Raw genomic sequence first — 16,931 nt, forward strand, 5'->3', positions numbered from 1 at the left:
GTCCGTCCGGATTGCTGAGGAAGAAAAAATGAACTTTGACGAGATTATCGAGCGTAGGGGTACGCACTCGAGCAAATGGGACAAGATGCAGGAGTATTCCGGCGTGTCCCCCGACGACGGCATCCCGATGTGGGTGGCCGATATGGACTTCCGCCCGCCGCAGGCGGTGATCGACGCGGTCCGCAAATATGCCGATCACGGGATCTTCGGCTATTTCGGGGATGACCGGGCCTATCTCGACTCGATCAAATGGTGGGCCAGGACGCGGCACGGTTACGAGATCGCTGAGGACGAGGCGATCTTTTCGACCCACGGTCTGGTGAACGGCGCCGCGCTGGCGATGCACACATGGACCAAGCCGGGCGACGGCGTGATCCTGTTCACCCCAGTCTACCACGCCTTCCACCGCATCATCGAAGCGGCGGGGCGCGAGATCGTGCAACTGGAACTGGTCCAGCACAACGGGCGCTACGAGATGGATTTCGACGCCTACGAGTCGCAGATGACCGGGCGCGAGAAGATGATCATCTTCTGCTCGCCCCACAACCCCGGCGGCCGCGTCTGGAGCGCGGAGGAACAGAAGGCGCTGGCGGCCTTTGCCGAGAAGCACGACCTGATCGTCGTCTCGGATGAAATCCACTGCGACATCGTCCTGCCGGGTCACAAGCACGTGCCGTTCTCGGTCGCCGCGCCGGAGGCTCGGGCGCGGACGGTGATGATGATGGCGCCGACCAAGACCTTCAACCTGGCCGGGATGCACAACGGCAATGTCATCGTGGACGACCCGGCGCTGCGCGAGGCGTTCGGGCAAACGATGGCCGGGCTCGGCCTGTCGCCCAATGCCTTTGCCAAGCACATGGTGCCTGCGGTCTATTCGCCGGAAGGGGCGCAGTGGGTCGATGAATTGTGTGCCTATATCGGAGGAAACGTCGAAGTTTTCGACGCCGGGCTGGCCGGGATCCCCGGTGTCACCTCGATGCCGCTGGAGGGGACCTACCTGGCCTGGGTCGACTTCTCGGGCACCGGGATGGACCGCGACGAGATGATGCGCCGGATCGCGGACGAGGCGAAGATCGCCGTGAACCAGGGCCCGGCCTTCGGGCATGGCGGCGAGAGCTGGAACCGCTTCAACCTCGCCACCCCGCGCAGCCGGGTCGAGGAAGCGGTCGAGCGGCTGCAGAAGGCGTTTTCCGACCTTCAGTAATCGCGCGCATTGCGGAAGGCGAACAGGGGGCCGCGTCGGATATGACGCGGCCCCTTTCGCATCTGCGCGATTGATCGGGTGCAGGATAGTAAGTATACATCCTATCTGTGCGGAGGAGGAGACACGCATGGCATCCGACACACCTATTCTGATCGCCGGCGGCGGAATCGGCGGGCTGGCCGCCGCTATGGGACTGGCCCGGCACGGTCGCCGGTCCATCGTGCTGGAAAAGGCCCCCGCGCTCGGCGAGATCGGGGCGGGCATCCAGCTCGGGCCGAACGCGTTCCACGCCTTCGACTACCTCGGCGTGGGCGAGGCGGCGCGGGCGATGGCGGTTTATATCGAGAACCTGCGCCTGATGGATGCGATCGCGGGCGACGAGATCTGTCGCATCCCGCTGGGCGACGACTTTCGCGCGCGGTTCGGCAATCCCTACGCGGTGGTGCATCGCGGCGATCTGCACGGCGTGTTCCTGAGGGCCTGCCGTGAGAGCGATCTGGTGGATCTGCGGACCTCGTCCGAGGTGGTGGATTACGAACAGGACGGCGGGTCGGTCACGGCGATCCTCGCCGACGGGTCGCGTGTCACCGGGGCGGCGCTGATCGGGGCGGACGGGCTGTGGTCGAACATCCGCAAGAAGGTCGTGGGCGATGGCGCGCCGCGGGTGTCTGGCCATACGACGTATCGCTCGGTGATCCCGACCGAGGAGATGCCCGAGGACCTGCGATGGAACGCGGCGACGCTCTGGGCGGGGCCGAAGTGCCATATCGTCCATTACCCGCTGTCGGGGTGGAAGGTGTTCAACCTCGTCGTCACCTATCACAATGACGCGCCGGAGCCGGTGGCGGGCCAGCCGGTCAGCCATGACGAGGTGCGGCGCGGGTTCGAGCATGTCGCGCCGGTGGCGCGGCAGGTGATCGAGAAGGGCAAGGACTGGCGGCTCTGGGTGCTGTGCGATCGTGATCCGGTGATGGACTGGGTGGACGGGCGCGTGGCCCTGCTGGGGGACGCGGCGCATCCGATGATGCAGTACATGGCGCAGGGCGCCTGCATGGCGATGGAGGATGCCGTCTGCCTTTCCGCGGAACTGGGGAAGACGGCGGACACGGAGACTGCGCTGGCGGACTATGCGTCGAAACGGCGGCTCAGGACCGCGCGGGTGCAGCTGACCTCGCGCCAGATCGGCGAGCATATCTATCATCCGGCGGGGGTGCATGCGGCGCTGAGGAACCAGATCATGGGGGCGAAGTCGCCGGAGGAGTGGTACGAGGTGCTGGACTGGATTTACGGCTCGACCGGGCTGACGTCGGCGGCGGTGTAGGATGGCTGTGCTGGATCATATCGTGGTGGTCTCATCCGGCCTCACGGCCGGTCTCGACCATGTGGAGCGGATGATCGGTGTGCGCCCCCCGCCGGGCGGATCGCATCCGCTGATGGGGACCCACAACCACCTGGTCAGGCTTGGCGAGGCCTCATTTCTCGAGGTGATCTCGGTCGATCCGGACGCGCCCGCGCCGTCGCGTGCGCGATGGTTCGGGCTGGACACGCCCCCCGCCGCGCCCCGGCTGGCGCACTGGGTGGTGCGGACGGATGACATGGCGGCGCTGCACCCGCGTCTTCCGGCGGCCTGCGGACCGGCGATCCCGGTGACGCGGGGCGATCTGCGGTGGCTGCTGACGGTGCCCGAGGACGGGTCGCTGCCCGAGGGCGGGGCGTTTCCGAGCGTGCTGGAATGGCAGGCCGATGCGCTGCCGCCGACGCGGATGGCGGGGGCCGGGCTGGACCTGCTGCGGCTGGAGATCGCGCATCCGGAGCCGGAGCGGCTGGCCGGTATGCTGGAGGGCGTGATCGACGATCCGAGGGTCGTCGTGGGTCAGGGACCAGCGCCGGGGCTGCGGGCGCTGCTGTCGACGCCGGATGGCGAGAAATGGCTGGAATAGAGCCTGATCAGAGTGCCTGAAGCGCCTCGCGGAAGTGGTCGGGGATCGGGGCGGCCTTGCGGGCCTTGAGGTCGAAGTAGACGGTCACGGTTTCGGCTTCGGCCAGCACGTCGCCGGTGGCGGCGTCGGTCATCCTGTGCAGGACTGTCATGGATTTGCCGCCCAGTTTGACCAGTTCCGAGGTCACGACGATCGCGGTGCCGCGCGGGGTTTCCTGCAGGTAGCGCAGGGTGTGCTGGACGTCGGCCCAGCCGTAGGTGTCGTCGGTCACATGGCCGATCATGGCGATGAGGACGAAGGCCGCGTCATCGAACATGCCAAGGTAGTGACGGACGTTCATGTGCCCCATCTCGTCGCAGTGCCAGGTCTGGACATAGGTGCGCAGGGTTTCGGTGCCGGGCATGGGTGTCTCCTTTGCCACCATCCTTTCACGCATGTCCCGGATTGCAAGCCGGACGGTGCCGTGGCCTTCTGGCGCGAGCAGGAGGAGTGCGCATGGCAGATACGGTATTCGAGGGCAATATCCGCTACACCATCCGGTATGACGGACTGGGGGAGGACACGGCGAGCGGCGAGATGGAGGTGCAGAAGGGGATCATGAACCCCTTTGGCACCGTGCATGCCGGGGCGATGATCTGGTTCGCCGACGTCATGGCCACCCGGCTGGTGCTGGGCGAGGCCAGCGCGAGTGCGGGGATGAAGGGATTTCCGCTGGCCGTCGATCTGAACGCGCGGCTGTTCACCAACCTGCGCGAAGGGGTCATCACCGGCCGGGCGCGCTACGTCAAGAAGGGGCGGCGGCTGTCGGTGGTGCGGACCGAGGTGATCCGGCCGGACGGCAAGGTGATGGTCGAGGTGACGACCAGCCATATGCCGTCGGAGTGACGACAGTCGGGCCTCGGTGCGCGTGGCCGGGTCGTGATGGGGGCGCTGCCCCCGCCGCGTCCCTGCGGGCCGCGACTCCCCCGAAGTATTTCTGACCAGAAGAAGCAGGGGGGACCGGCGCGGGCGGGACTGTCAGTCGTCGGGGTTGGGGTTGTTGTCGGGATGGGCGGCGATGAAGGCCGGGTGTTCGGCGGCGGCTGCGGCGATCGCGGCGAGGCGGGTGAGGTCGGAGATGTCGACGCCGAAGCGTGCCGCGTTGCGCATCTGGGGGATCAGGCAGATGTCGGCCATGCCGGGTGTGTCGCCGGTGGCGAAAGGGCCTGTCGGGTGCGTGGTGAGCAGCTCCTCGCAGGCGGCGAGGCCGCGGCGGATCCAGTGGCGGGCCCAGTCCTGCTGCGCCTCTGCGCCGAGGCCGAAGTCGGTGCCGAGGACGCGGAGGGCGCCGGTGTTCTGCAGGGGATGGATGTCGGCCACCACGATCTGCGCGATGGCGCGGGACCGGGCGCGGTCGAGTGCGGAGCCGGGCAGGAGCGGCGGGTCGGGGAAGACCTCGTCCAGATATTCGAGGATCGCCATCGACTGGACGATCACGCCGTCCTCCGTGACGAGGCAGGGCAGGCGCATCTGGGGATTGAGAGCGCGGAAGGCATCGTCGTATTGCGCGCCTTCCGTGATGTGCTCGATCGCGACGCGGTCGCCCGCGCCCTTGAGCGCGAGGGCGATCCGCACCCGGTAGCTGGCCGAGGAGCCGGATCGCCCGATCAGTTTCATTCCGGGTCGCCGAGGGTCAGGTCGACCGGGCCGAGGCCCGCGACCTCGCCATGCAGGACCGCGCCGGGCTGCACCGCGCCGACGCCCGCCGGCGTGCCGGTGTAGATCAGGTCGCCCGGTCCGAGGTGATAGTAGCGCGACAGGTGGACGAGCACGGCGGGCACGTCGTGGATCAGTTCCGCCAGCGTCGCGTCCTGCTTCATCTCGCCGTTGACCGCGAGCGTGATGGACTGGTCCGACACCGTGCCGAACTCGGCCGCCTTGGTGATCTCGCCGATCACCGCCGCGCCCTCGACGTCCTTGCCGAGATCCCAGGGGCGGCGCTTGTCCTTGGCCTGGCCCTGCAGGTCGCGGCGGGTCATGTCGAGGCCGCAGGCATAGCCGTAGACCGCCGCCATGCCTTCGTCCGCCGAGCAGCGGAAGAGCGGCGCGCCGAGGGCGACGACGAATTCCATCTCGTGATGGTAATCCTCGGTCCCCGGCGGGAAGGGCAGGGTCGCGCCGGTCAGGACGAGGTGGGCGGGCGACTTGGTGAAGTAGAACGGCGCCTCTCGGTCGACCTCGTTGCCCATCTCGGCGGCATGGGCGGCGTAGTTGCGGCCGACGCAGAAGATGCGGCGGACCGGGTAGCCTTCGGTTTCGCCCTTCACGGGCACGTCGGGGATCGGGGGCAGGTCGAAAAGGCTCATCGGGCGCGTTCCTCGTAATAGCCCAGCTTCTCCTGAAGCGGGCGGTCGTGGATCCGGACGAGGAAGGACTCCTCCTCCGCCTGATGGGTGATCTCGGAAAACACCGGCGCGGTAAAGGTGTCCTTGGGCCCCCAGGCGATCTTTTCGCCGTTGACGGTGGTCGTGCCGCGCCCCCTGACGACATGGAAGGCGGCGGAGGTGGAGCGGACCGGCGGCCGGTCGGTCGCGCCCGCCGGGATCATCATCGCGGTGAAGCCCATGGTCGGCAGCACGTCCTGCCCGGTTTCGGGGTTCACGTAGTCAAGCTCAGGCAACCCGTCGCCATAGGCCGCCATCTGGCGCAGCGCCGCCTCGGTCCGGGCCCAGGGAAAGCGGGTCATCGGGTATTTGCGCGGCGCGCCGCGCAGGCGCGACGGCACGAGCCCGGCGGAGAGGTATTCGACCTGGCTGGCGTCGGGACGATTCCGTTGCGCCTGAAGCGGGCCTTCGATCGCGTAGGACCCTTCGAGATAGACGAAGAGCGGCAGGTCGAGCGCGTCGAGCCAGACGACCGGTTCGTCGCCCTCGTGCCCGTGATCGTGCCAGTCGCCGCCGGGGGTCAGGACGAGGTCGCCTTCCTCCATCGGCAGTTTCTCTCCGTCAACGACGGTGTAGCCGCCCTTGCCTTCGACGATGATGCGGGTGGCGGATGGCGTGTGGACGTGGGCGGGCGCAGTTTCGCCCGGCAGCAGCAGCTGCATCCCGAGGTAGATCGACGGCGTGGCGCACATCGCGCCGGGGCCACGGCCGGGGTCCGACAGGACCAGTACGCGGCGTTCGGCCTTTTCCACCGGGGTCAGCTCGCCGGCGCGCAGCAGCAGCGGGCGGACGGCGTCATAGGCCCAGTGGCCCGGTTTCGTGACGGGTTTCGGCTGGCCATGCGGCAGCACGTTGCGCATCATGGGCCAGAGCGGGGCGACCCCTGCGGCGGTCATGTCGTCGCGATAGTCCTGCGGAAGCTCTTCGAGCGTGCCAAGATCTGCCATTGGTCTCCTCCCCTTCGACTCGGTTGGCATCGGTTCTTTGGTAAGTATACATATTATCCTGAGGGGCAGTGTCGCAAGCGGGGAGGACGCGATGACAGAAGGGCCGGACATTCTGGCGATGCCGGGGCACCTGATCCGCAGACTGCAGCAGCAGGCCACCGCGCTGTTCGGCGAGGCGATGGCCGAGACGGACATGCGGCTGACCCCGGTGCAGTTCGCGGCGCTTTCCGCGCTGGCCCATGCACCGGGGATGGACCAGGCGACACTGGCGGCGACGATTTCCTACGACCGGGCGACCATCGGCGGAGTCGTGGACCGGCTGGTCGCGCGTGGCGTCATCGCCCGCGCGGTCAGCCAGACGGACAGGCGGGCACGGGTGCTGTCGCTCACGCCGGAGGGGCAGGCGCTGCTGGCGCGGGCACGACCGCTGGTCGAGACGGTTCAGGAACAGATCCTCGCCCCCCTGCCAGAGGCGGAGCGGGCGACGTTCATGGCGCAGCTGCGGCGGGTTGCCGGGGCGGAATAGGCTCTAAGCCAGCCCAAAGATGGCGATGGCCGAGACGTAGGCCGAGATCGCGAGGCCCGACAGGATCGTGTAGGCGCCGTTCCATCGCCAGCTGACATGGCGTGGCGGGACGCTGCCGAACCGGGCAAGCAGCAGGGTCGGGGCCGCGAAGGGCGAACTGATCGCGCCGAGCGTCCAGCCGCCGGTCAGCGCGACGAAGACGGCGGTGGAAGAGACGCCGATCACCTCGGGATGCGGGATGATCGGGAACATCAGGGTGGTGGCGAGCAGCGGGCTCATCCCGAGCTGGCCGCCGAGCGGGACAAGCCAGACCAGCGCCACCAGCGCCGCCCAGGCGGGCAGGCGGTCGAGGGTCAGGCCGGTGGATTGCACCAGCGGGGTCAGCAGCGTCGCGCCGAGCGCGCCGATGAAGCCCGCCATCCCCATCAGCAGGAATTCCTCGCGGAAGCCGGGAAGGTCGTCGCGGACGAGCTTCGAGGTTCGCTGGCCGAGGTAGCCCGCGCGGGTTCCGGCGGGGCCCTGTATCGCGAACCAGCCGACGGCGATCAGCGGCACGATCACGAGGATGATCGATGTCACGCGCATGCCGGTGGCTTCGTGCAAGCCGATTGCGGTGCCCATCAGGACGACCAGAAGGGACAGCAGCGGCAGGATCGTGGCCCATGTGCCGTAATCGCTTGTGGCGACCATGGTGGGGCGGCCGGGGATCCGCGGCTTGAAGATCGTGTCGAGCGCCCAGCCGATGCCGATCATCAGGCCCGAGGTGATCAGCGCATAGGGCACGGCCCGCGCCCAGACCAGGTCAGGCAGCAGGACGGTGGCGATCACGACGGCGAAGGCCAGCGGCGACCACGTCAGCATGCCGGAAAAGCCGCGCTGGATGGCCAGCAGCATCCGTCGGACTCGGTGGTTGCGCACCACCTCGTCCGGTTCGTCGGCGGCGCTGGCGGTCGAGAGCGAGCCGAGCAGCGCGATGGCGCCGTAGTTCAGCGGGACCGCGAACATATGCGCGCCGGCGGTCAGGGCGAGGTAGCGGCGGCCGGGCGGCTGGTGGGCGAGGAACAGGCCGCAGCGGGCGATCGAGGGCGAGGTGTCGGCGGCATGCTGCAGCGTGGCGAGGGCGGCGAAATAGGCCATGATGAAGGCCGAGCGTTCGAAGGCCGCGCGGACCTGCATGATCCAGTCGTCGCGGGTGGCGATGGCCAGCACGATCAGGGCCAGTCCGACGGCCACGAACATCAGCCGCCCCTTGCGGACCTTCAGCGCCTGAACGGCGATCAGGAAGGGAAACAGGATCCCCGCCGCCTGTATCGCCCATGTGGCGCCGCCCCAGTGGTTCACCGTGACAAGCAGCCAAAGCAGCAGGATGCCGGGCCCGAGGATCGCGATGTCGAGCGGGCGCGGCCCCGTCGTGCCGCTCATGAAGCCAGGATCGTGGCGAGGTGGCGCACGGCGAGCTGATAGCCGTTGGTGCCGCACCCGACGATGATCCCGTCCGCCCGCTGCGAGACGTAGGAATGGTGACGGAAGCTTTCGCGCTTGTGCACGTTCGAGATATGCACCTCGATCACCGGCGACTCGTAGGCGTTCAGCGCGTCGAGGATCGCGACGGACGTGTGCGAATAGGCGCCGGGATTGATGACGATCCCCGCCGTTTTGCCCCGCGCATCGTGGATCCAGTCGACCAGTTCGCCTTCGTGGTTCGATTGCAGGGCGGCGATGGTGTAGCCGAACGTCTCGGCCAGCCTGCGGCAGTCGGCCTCGATGTCGGCCAGCGTTTCGGATCCGTAGATGTCCGGTTGTCTCTGTCCGAGAAGGTTCAGGTTGGGCCCGTTCAGGATCAGGATCGTCTGTGTCATCGGTTCGCCTGTCGCGTTTGGCGCGACGCTGCCATGCGACCGGCGGGTCTGCAATGCCCGATCTGGACAGTCCGGGCGCTTTGCGGTCACCTGTGACCGGACCTCTTACAGAACCGGGTGATTGCATGAGCATTCCAGCGCTGTCCGATCTCATTTCTCAGGGGCGCGGCGATGCGCCGGCGGATCTGGTGCTGAAGGGCGGGCAGGTTCTGGACGTGGTGACGGGCGATCTGGTCGCGGGCGACGTGGCGATCTGCGGCGACACCGTGGTGGGGATCGGGGCCGGATACGAGGGGCGGCAGGTGATCGACGTCACCGGGAAAACGCTGGTTCCGGGCTTCATAGACACGCATCTGCACATCGAAAGCTCGCTGGTGACGCCGCATGAGTTCGACCGTTGCGTCGGGCCGCGGGGCGTGACGACGGTGATCTGCGACCCGCACGAGATCGCGAACGTGATCGGGGTGCCGGGGATCGAGTATTTCCTCGCCGCCGCGCAGGAGACCCTGATCGACATCCGTGTGAACCTGTCGTCCTGCGTACCGTCGAGCCACATGGAAACGGCTGGAGCCGAGATCGGGGCCACCGATCTGATCCCGCTGGCGGACCATCCCAAGGTGATCGGGCTGGCCGAGTTCATGAACTATCCCGGCGTGATCTTTCAGGATCCCGGTTGCATGGAAAAGCTGGAGGCATTTCGCGGCCGGCATATCGACGGACATGCCCCGCAGCTGAGCGGGCGCGACCTGAACGCCTATATCGCCGCCGGTATCCGGACCGAGCACGAGGCCACGACCGCCGAGGAGGCGCGCGAAAAGCTCCGCAAGGGGATGCGGGTGCTGATCCGCGAAGGCTCGGTGTCGAAGGACCTGCATGCCTTGCAGCCGCTGCTGACCGACATCACCAGTGCCTACATGTGCCTGTGCACGGACGACCGAAATCCGCTGGATATCGCCGAGCACGGGCATCTGGACTACATGATCCGCGAGCTGATCCGGCTGGGCTGTCCCACGCTCGCCGTCTACCGCGCGGCCAGCCTGTCGGCGGCCGAGGCGTTCGGGCTGAAGGACCGGGGCCAGATCGCGCCGGGCAAGCGGGCGGATATCGTGGTGCTCTCTGATCTGGCCGATTGCCGGGCCGAGATGGTGCTGGCGGGCGGTGTGGTGCTGGAGGATGCGGCCTTTGCCGTTCGCCCTGTCACGCCGCCGGTCGGGCGCGGGTCGGTCAAGGCGCCGGTGTTGGACGGCGACGACTTCCGCACGACCGCGAACCGGGAGGAGACGGACGTCATCGGCATCCTCGACGGCAAGATCATCACCGAGCATCTGAAGGAGGAGATCGCGATCGAGGACGGCGACAAGCGCCCCGACCCGGCGCGCGACCTCGTCAAGATCGCGGTGGTGGAGCGGCACGGCAAGAACGGGAACATCGCCACCGGCTTCGTGAAGGGGTTCGGGCTGAAACGGGGGGCCATCGCCTCGACCGTCTGCCACGACCATCACAACATCGCGGTGGTCGGCATCGACTACGACGACATGGCGCTGGCGGCGAACCGGCTGGGGCAGATCGAGGGCGGGTTCGTCGTGGTGGACGACGGCAAGGTCATCGCGGAACTGCCGCTGCCGGTGGCCGGGCTGATGAGCCTTTCGCCCTTCGAGGCGGTCCATGCCGACCTCGTGGAACTGCGCGCGGCCGCCAAGCGGCTGGGGGTCACGTTGGCCGAGCCGTTCCTGCAACTGGCCTTCCTTGCGCTGCCGGTGATCCCGGCGCTCAAGATCACGGACCGGGGCATGGTCGACGTGGTGAAGTTCGAGATCATCTCGTGATCCGCTCACGCAGCATGAACGGAGTTGTCACGCAACTTCCTGATCTTTCAGGCGTATAAGCTCTGACAGAAGACCAAAGGAGGCACGAGAGTGACCATGCTTCGAACGACCCTATGCGCGGTGACCGCGCTGACACTGGCCGGGACCGCCGCACAGGCGCAGTCCGGCTTCATCACCAAATCCGAGATCGGGATCGCAGGCGCCCCCGGCATCTCGGACCGCGACGACCGGCTGTCCGCCCCGACCGGCGACCCGTTCATCAGCGTCATCGTCCTGGACCGCGCGTCCGGCGACCTGAAGCTGTGCGGATCCTACCAGAACGACGAGAACGGACGCGGCGTGCGCTGCGGGCCGCTGCCCGCGAACAGCGAGGCCGTGGAACCGAAACAGCAGAGCCTCTGGGAGTTGTGATTTTCCGCTAATCGGAACATAATTCCACGCATTGACCTCTCCCCGACGCTTGCCTAGTTTGGCGCGCGCCGGGGGGAGGTCGCGCGCGTTTCCAGCGCGCCCGTTCGACCTGTCCCCCCGATTTGTTTCTGAAAGGGGTAGGCCATGGCCGAAGCGAACCGGATCAACGACGTCATCAGCACCGGGATGGAGGGCGACATCGCCCTGATCTGCATCGACAACCCGCCGGTGAACGCCACCGGTCAGGCGGTGCGCGCCGGGCTGAAAGAGGCGATGGAGGGTCTGGTTTCCGAAGGCCGCGCCAAGGTCATCGCGATCTACTGCGCGGGCCGCACCTTTGTCGCCGGGGCCGACATCCGCGAATTCGGCAAGCCGCCGCAGGCCCCCGGCCTGGGCGATGTGCTGAGCGCGATCGAAGGTTCGCCGATCCCCGTTATCTCCATCATTCACGGCACCGCGCTCGGGGGCGGCTATGAACTGGCGCTTTCGACTCATGCCCGCGTGGCCGTCGAAGGCGCGCGCATCGGGCTGCCCGAGGTCCTGCTGGGCCTGCTGCCGGGTGCCGGTGGCACGCAGCGTCTCCCGCGTCTGTCCGGGCTGGCATTCGCGCTGGACGTGATCCTGTCGGGCCGCCAGGTACCGGCCAAGGAAGCCGCCGCCAAGGGCGCGGTCGACAAGGTCATGGCCGGCGAGCCGCGCGATGTCGCGCTGAAGGCGGGGCAGGAGGTCATCGACGGCACCCTGCCGACGCGGCGGACGGACCTGATCGAGGCGGAGTATGACCGGAAGGTCATCGACGACACGCTGGCCGGGGTGAAGAAGAAGAACCCCCACCTGATTTCCCCGGTGAAATGCGTCGAGGCGGTCGCGGCCTGCAATCTTCCGCTGGAAGAGGGTCTGAAAGTCGAACGCCAGTGCTTCATCGACTGCATGAACACGCCGCAGCGCGCGGGTCTGATCCATGCGTTCTTTGGCGAACGGGCCGTGTCGAACATCCCCGAGGCCAAGGGCGATCACCGGCCGCTGAACAAGATCGGCGTGATCGGCGGCGGCACGATGGGGTCGGGCATCTCGACCGCCTGCCTGACCGCCGGGATCCCGGTGATGCTGGTCGAGGTCAAGCAGGAGGCGCTGGACCGGGGCGTCGCGACGATCACCAAGAACCTCGACGGGGCCGTGTCGCGCGGCAAGATGAGCGCCGACAAGCGGGACGCCACGCTGGCCCTGCTGTCGACCAGCCTCGAGATGGAGGCGCTGGCCGATGTCGATCTGGTGATCGAGGCGGTGTTCGAGAAGATGGAGATCAAGAAGGAGATCTTCGAAAAGCTCGACCGCATCTGCAAGCCGGGGGCGATCCTTGCCTCCAACACCTCCTACCTGGACGTGAACCAGATCGCCGCCGTGACCAAGCGGCCCGAGGACGTACTGGGCCTGCACTTCTTCAGCCCCGCGCACGTGATGCGCCTGCTGGAGATCGTGCAGGGCGAAAAGACCGCCGCCGACGTGGTCGCCACCGGCTTCCGCCTGGCCGCGAACCTCAAGAAGGTCGGCGTGCTGGCGCAGGTCTGTGACGGGTTCATCGGCAACCGCATCCTCGGGCACTACTCCAAGGTCATCGCCTACCTCGTGCTGGACGGCGCGAGCCCGCAGCAGGTGGATGACGCGCTGGAAGGCTTCGGGCTGGCCATGGGGCCGCACAAGGTCGGTGACCTTGCCGGGCTCGACATCGGCTACATGAACCGCCAGCGGATGAAGGAAGAGGGTCTGAACCCCGCCGAACGCTATGGCGGTGTGGTGGCCGACCGGATCGCGGAACAGGGCTGGTACGGCCGCAAGACCGGCAAGGGCTATTACGTCTACGACGCCGGTGCGCCGGTGCCGAACGAAGACGTGGCAGGCATCATCGACGCCGTTCGCGCCGAGCAGGGCATCACCCCCAAGAGCTTTACCGAACAGGAGATCGTGGATCGCTACATGACCGCGATGATCTCGGAAGCCGCCCGCGTCGTAGAAGACGGGACCGCCAAGCGTCCGGTGGATGTCGATATGGTGTTCCTGTTCGGCTACGGCTTCCCCCGGTTCCGGGGCGGACCGCTGCACTACGCCGACACCATCGGCGCGGCGGAGCTGGTCAAGCGGATCGAGGCCTATGCCAAGGAAGACGCACACTATTGGCAGGTGCCGGAGATCCTGCGCAAGATGGCGGCCGACGGCACCACGTTCGCCGATCTGAATTCGTAATCAGGAGGGAGGACCTGACATGGACCTGACGTTTACCCCCGAAGAAGAAGCCTTCCGCCAGGAAGTCCGCGATTTCTTCAAGGAGAACCTGCCCGACGACATCCGCGACGCGGTGAAGAACGGCGGCGAGCTGACCAAGAGCATCATGGAGCGCTACCACGCCATCCTGAACAAGAAGGGCTGGCTGGCGGTCACGTGGCCCGAGGAATACGGCGGGCCCGGCTGGGGCCCGGTGGAACGGCACATTTTCGACGAGGAATCGTGCCGCGCCTACGCCCCGCGCATCGTGCCCTTCGGCCTGTCGATGCTGGGGCCGGTGCTGCAGAAGTTTGGGACCAAGGAGCAGAAGGACTACTACCTGCCCCGCATCCTGAACGGCGACGACTGGTGGTGCCAGGGCTATTCGGAGCCCGGCGCGGGGTCCGACCTCGCCTCGCTCAAGACCCGTGCCGTCAAGGACGGGGACGAGTGGGTCATCAACGGTCAGAAGACCTGGACCACCCTCGGCCAGCACGCCGACTGGATCTTCTGCCTCGTCCGCACCGATCCGGACGTGAAGCAGCAGGAAGGCATCTCCTTCATCCTCGTCGACATGAAGACCCCCGGCGTCGAAGTGCGCCCGATCAAGCTGATCGAGGGTGGCCACGAGGTGAACGAGGTCTTCTTTACCGACGTGCGGGTTCCGCTGAAGAACCTCGTCGGTGAGGAAAACAAGGGCTGGACCATCGCGAAGTACCTGCTGACGCACGAGCGGACGGGGATCGCGGGTGTCGGCTTCTCGATGCTCGAGCTGGAAGAGGTCAAGGAACTGGCCAAGAAGGTGATGCGCAACGGCAAGCCGCTGGCCGAGGATCCGCTGTTCGCCGCCCGCGTGGCACAGGCCGAAATCGACCTCGAAGCCATGAAGATCACCAACCTGCGGATGCTCTTCACCGCGCAGAAGCAGGGTGCGCCCGGGCCGGAAACCTCGATCCTCAAGATCAAGGGCACCGTCATCAACCAGGAGCTCAAGGACCTCAAGCGCCGGGCGCTCGGACCGAACGCGGCGCCGTTCCCCGGTTCGCTCAAAGGCTCGAACCTCGACGTGGCGCCGGCTGGCCATGCGAACGACGCGGCGCGGTATTTCAACAACCGCAAGACGTCGATCTTTGGCGGATCCAACGAGATCCAGCGCAACATCCTGACCAAGACCATGCTGGGGCTGTAATCCATGAACTTTGATCTGACTGAAGACCGCCAGATGCTCCAGGACAGCCTGCGGCGCTACTTGGGCGACAAGTACCCGGTCGAGCACCGCAACAAGGTGGCCTATGCCGAGCCGTTCCACGATCCGTCCAAGTGGGACGAGCTGGTGGAACTTGGCGCGCTCTATGCGCTGGCCGGTGAGGATGCGGGCGGCATGGGGGGCACCGGGTTCGACATCTCGGTGGTGTTCGAGGAACTGGGCCGGACGCTCTGCCCCGAACCCGTGCTTGGGGCGCTGATGGCCTCGCGGATCCTGAGCGCCGCCGGTGCGGATCAGGAGGCGCTGCTCTCCGGCGCGACCAAATACGCGGTCGGGCTGGGCGAACTGGACGCGCCCTACGACCTGAGCCAGATGACGACCGAGGCCAAGGGCGGCAAGCTGTCGGGCCGCAAGTCCATCGTCTATGGCGGGCAGGCGGCGGATGGCTTCCTGATCGCGGCCAAGGACGGCGGGTCGGTCTCGGTGTATTCGGTGAAAGCCGAGGACGCCTCCGTCACCGGCTACGGCATGATGGACGGCGGCGGCGCGGCCGAGGTCGTGCTCGAGGACGCTCCGGCGGAACTGGTGCTGAAGGATGCCGATGCCGCGATCCAGGACGCGATCAACGCGGGCATCGTGGCGCTGTGTTCCGAAGCGGTCGGCGCGATGGAAGTGCTGCACAAGATGACCGTGGAATACCTCGGCCAGCGCAAGCAGTTCGGCCGTCCGATCGGCACGTTCCAGGTGCTGCAACACCGCGCGGTCGACATGCTGACCGAGATCGTTCAGGCCCGCTCCATCGTCATCAAGGCGGCGTCCGAGCTGGGTGGTGCGGATGCCTCGCGCTACTGCTCGATGGCCAAGAACCTGATCGGCCGCGCCGGTCGGCAGGTGGCCGAAGAGGCGATCCAGATGCACGGCGGCATCGCGATGACCTGGGAATACCCCGGCTCGCACTACGCCAAGCGCATCATCATGATCGACGCGCAGTTGGGGGATACGGATTATCACCTGATGCAGGTCGCGGCGGCCTGATTTCGGGCGGAAGGTTTGCGGGGGCCCGGACGGTTGTCCGGGCCTTTTGCGTTTTTTGGGGGGTGGTGAGCCGATGGTTGAGAGAGCGATGACCGCTTCGAGCCAAGACTGGACTGGGCGCGTCAGGCCAATTTTGCACGCGCGACGCCGCGCTAAATCGGCTTGATCTCAGTCTCCTGAGAGGCGCGTGACCTCCGACGGCCATTTGAACAGATAGGTCTCGTCAAAGTCGGACGGGATTGGCCGCGTCACATTGACAATGCCAAATGTGGTGGCAAACGATGAGAAGGCCGCATTCGCACGCTCTGTTTGAGGGCTGTGGCCTTCAAATTGCATCACCCTGGAAACGATCACCAACCAGGACCGGTCGCAGGCCGCATATTTCTTCAGCCGATCGTTCTTGCTTTTCAGGATCGGTAAGAGGACGCGGTCGTCGAAGTCTGGCGTGATACCACCTCGGCTGCCAGTCACCTTGATGTCGTGTCTCCCGTCCCTGTAGAGGGAAATGTTCTGGATGAACTCCGGCAACTGGGCGGACGGCTCTGAGCGCGCGCTTCGCATTCCCCCGTCGTAGCGGATGCGTGCCCATCTTTCTGACCAAATTGTTATGGCACCTGGGTTTGGCAGCTTCGCCGCAGCGTCGGAGATCAGAGCCGCCACTCGCGGTAGGTCGTCTTTGTCTTCGACGCTGACAGGAACTCCGTCTACAAAGGCAATGTTGATGATCAACCCATCATCCCCCTCCCTTGCATTCTTCTCAACCAATTTGCGCAGTGCTTTCGCATATTCGCTCTGGGCATGTTCGATCTGTAGCGCACCAAATTTCCCAGCTTCATGCCTTGCAATCGTGAGTTCGATCCCGACGGTCTCTCCGTCAATGACTGCGATGAAGTCCGGACACTCGTAAGGTTCCAGCTTTTCGGGCACGATACCTGCGGCTCGAAAGAATTCGTTGAGATGAAGGAATTCTGACTCTTTCGCACTGTTCATGGCTCGGCCACTCACTTTTCCGCAACTACTACATGCGAAGTATGGCCGCATTTACGGCTCTTTTAGATGATTAGGAACGTCCGCTTGTTTGAAGCAAGGATTGCTTCTTTGCCGGTGCGGCGAAAGACCGATTTCCGCCCTACCTCCCTTGTGTCTTCGCGGGCGCAACGTAGATCGACCATATGCGGCGAATGGCAAATCTGTCCGTCTAGCAGACTTCCTCACGAGGTTTGTCGAAGGCTTCCACGTTTTCCTCCCCAAGGACTCTTGTTCACCGAATCTTAGTGTGGGAAAGTTCTGCTAA

The 16,931-nt window shown here is 66.1% G+C and carries 17 protein-coding genes; 10 read left to right on the forward strand and 7 right to left on the reverse strand.

The window, feature by feature from the left end; all coding sequences use genetic code 11:
* Positions 1-28: 28 nt before the first annotated feature.
* The 3 genes from ATO6_RS04225 (at position 29) to ATO6_RS04235 (ending at position 3,144) form a co-directional block, all read left to right on the forward strand.
* The gene (locus ATO6_RS04225; RefSeq protein WP_088622663.1) at positions 29-1,204 is read left to right on the forward strand and encodes a MalY/PatB family protein; all 1,176 of its coding nucleotides are present in this window, start codon (positions 29-31) and stop codon (positions 1,202-1,204) included.
* Positions 1,205-1,331: 127 nt separating this feature from the next.
* The gene (locus ATO6_RS04230; RefSeq protein ID WP_088622664.1) at positions 1,332-2,525 is read left to right on the forward strand and encodes a 3-hydroxybenzoate 6-monooxygenase; all 1,194 of its coding nucleotides are present in this window, start codon (positions 1,332-1,334) and stop codon (positions 2,523-2,525) included.
* Position 2,526: 1 nt separating this feature from the next.
* Positions 2,527-3,144, forward strand: a complete 618-nt coding sequence (locus tag ATO6_RS04235; RefSeq protein WP_088622665.1) for a VOC family protein — start codon at positions 2,527-2,529, stop codon at positions 3,142-3,144.
* Positions 3,145-3,151: 7 nt separating this feature from the next.
* Here the strand turns inward: ATO6_RS04235 and ATO6_RS04240 are convergent, their stop codons facing one another.
* Complete coding sequence (locus ATO6_RS04240; protein WP_176440819.1) at positions 3,152-3,547, reverse strand: thioesterase family protein; 396 nt, start codon at positions 3,545-3,547, stop codon at positions 3,152-3,154.
* A 92-nt stretch (positions 3,548-3,639) separates the two neighbouring features.
* Between ATO6_RS04240 and ATO6_RS04245 the strand changes: the two genes are divergently transcribed.
* A complete protein-coding gene (locus ATO6_RS04245; protein ID WP_088622667.1) occupies positions 3,640-4,029 on the forward strand; it encodes a PaaI family thioesterase in 390 nt (129 codons plus the stop codon).
* 132 nt (positions 4,030-4,161) lie between these two features.
* Here ATO6_RS04245 and maiA read toward each other — a convergent pair whose 3' ends face one another.
* From maiA to ATO6_RS04260, 3 genes are read right to left on the reverse strand one after another with little or no spacing between them, the layout of a single operon-like run.
* Complete coding sequence (gene maiA, locus ATO6_RS04250) at positions 4,162-4,800, reverse strand: maleylacetoacetate isomerase (protein ID WP_088622668.1); 639 nt, start codon at positions 4,798-4,800, stop codon at positions 4,162-4,164.
* Complete coding sequence (locus tag ATO6_RS04255) at positions 4,797-5,489, reverse strand: fumarylacetoacetate hydrolase family protein (RefSeq protein ID WP_088622669.1); 693 nt, start codon at positions 5,487-5,489, stop codon at positions 4,797-4,799. The genes maiA and ATO6_RS04255 overlap by 4 nt, the downstream gene beginning before the upstream one ends.
* Positions 5,486-6,514 (reverse strand): cupin domain-containing protein, encoded by a 1,029-nt coding sequence (locus ATO6_RS04260; protein ID WP_088622670.1) that lies wholly within the window; start codon positions 6,512-6,514, stop codon positions 5,486-5,488. Before ATO6_RS04260 ends, ATO6_RS04255 begins: the two co-directional genes overlap by 4 nt.
* A gap of 91 nt (positions 6,515-6,605) precedes the next feature.
* On the opposite strand from ATO6_RS04260, the gene ATO6_RS04265 reads away from it, so the two are divergent.
* Positions 6,606-7,040 carry a MarR family winged helix-turn-helix transcriptional regulator gene (locus ATO6_RS04265; RefSeq protein ID WP_088622671.1) on the forward strand — a complete coding sequence of 145 codons (435 nt, stop codon included), beginning with the start codon at positions 6,606-6,608 and terminating at the stop codon, positions 7,038-7,040.
* Positions 7,041-7,043: 3 nt separating this feature from the next.
* Here the strand turns inward: ATO6_RS04265 and ATO6_RS04270 are convergent, their stop codons facing one another.
* Together ATO6_RS04270 and aroQ are read right to left on the reverse strand one after the other, a co-directional pair.
* Complete coding sequence (locus ATO6_RS04270) at positions 7,044-8,462, reverse strand: hypothetical protein (RefSeq protein WP_088622672.1); 1,419 nt, start codon at positions 8,460-8,462, stop codon at positions 7,044-7,046.
* On the reverse strand, positions 8,459-8,899 hold the full coding sequence (aroQ, locus tag ATO6_RS04275; protein ID WP_088622673.1) for a type II 3-dehydroquinate dehydratase: 441 nt from the start codon (positions 8,897-8,899) through the stop codon (positions 8,459-8,461). Before aroQ ends, ATO6_RS04270 begins: the two co-directional genes overlap by 4 nt.
* A 125-nt stretch (positions 8,900-9,024) precedes the next feature.
* Between aroQ and ade the strand changes: the two genes are divergently transcribed.
* The 5 genes from ade to ATO6_RS04300 all read left to right on the forward strand — a co-directional run bounded on the left by ade (position 9,025) and on the right by ATO6_RS04300 (position 15,637).
* The gene (gene ade, locus ATO6_RS04280; RefSeq protein WP_088622674.1) at positions 9,025-10,725 is read left to right on the forward strand and encodes an adenine deaminase; all 1,701 of its coding nucleotides are present in this window, start codon (positions 9,025-9,027) and stop codon (positions 10,723-10,725) included.
* A gap of 90 nt (positions 10,726-10,815) precedes the next feature.
* Positions 10,816-11,136, forward strand: a complete 321-nt coding sequence (locus ATO6_RS04285; RefSeq protein ID WP_141101929.1) for a hypothetical protein — start codon at positions 10,816-10,818, stop codon at positions 11,134-11,136.
* A gap of 144 nt (positions 11,137-11,280) precedes the next feature.
* The gene (locus ATO6_RS04290) at positions 11,281-13,377 is read left to right on the forward strand and encodes a 3-hydroxyacyl-CoA dehydrogenase NAD-binding domain-containing protein (protein WP_088622676.1); all 2,097 of its coding nucleotides are present in this window, start codon (positions 11,281-11,283) and stop codon (positions 13,375-13,377) included.
* Positions 13,378-13,396: 19 nt separating this feature from the next.
* The gene (locus ATO6_RS04295) at positions 13,397-14,584 is read left to right on the forward strand and encodes an acyl-CoA dehydrogenase family protein (RefSeq protein WP_088622677.1); all 1,188 of its coding nucleotides are present in this window, start codon (positions 13,397-13,399) and stop codon (positions 14,582-14,584) included.
* 3 nt (positions 14,585-14,587) lie between these two features.
* Positions 14,588-15,637 (forward strand): acyl-CoA dehydrogenase family protein, encoded by a 1,050-nt coding sequence (locus tag ATO6_RS04300; RefSeq protein WP_088622678.1) that lies wholly within the window; start codon positions 14,588-14,590, stop codon positions 15,635-15,637.
* 168 nt (positions 15,638-15,805) lie between these two features.
* On the opposite strand, the gene ATO6_RS04305 is transcribed toward ATO6_RS04300, so the two are convergent.
* Positions 15,806-16,627: a hypothetical protein gene (locus tag ATO6_RS04305; protein WP_088622679.1), complete on the reverse strand. Its 822-nt coding sequence runs from the start codon at positions 16,625-16,627 to the stop codon at positions 15,806-15,808.
* Between the last annotated feature and the right edge of the window lie 304 nt (positions 16,628-16,931).

Origin of the sequence: Oceanicola sp. 22II-s10i, assembly GCF_002210105.1 — a bacterium.
In the GTDB taxonomy this organism is placed as follows: Bacteria; Pseudomonadota; Alphaproteobacteria; order Rhodobacterales; family Rhodobacteraceae; genus Pseudooceanicola.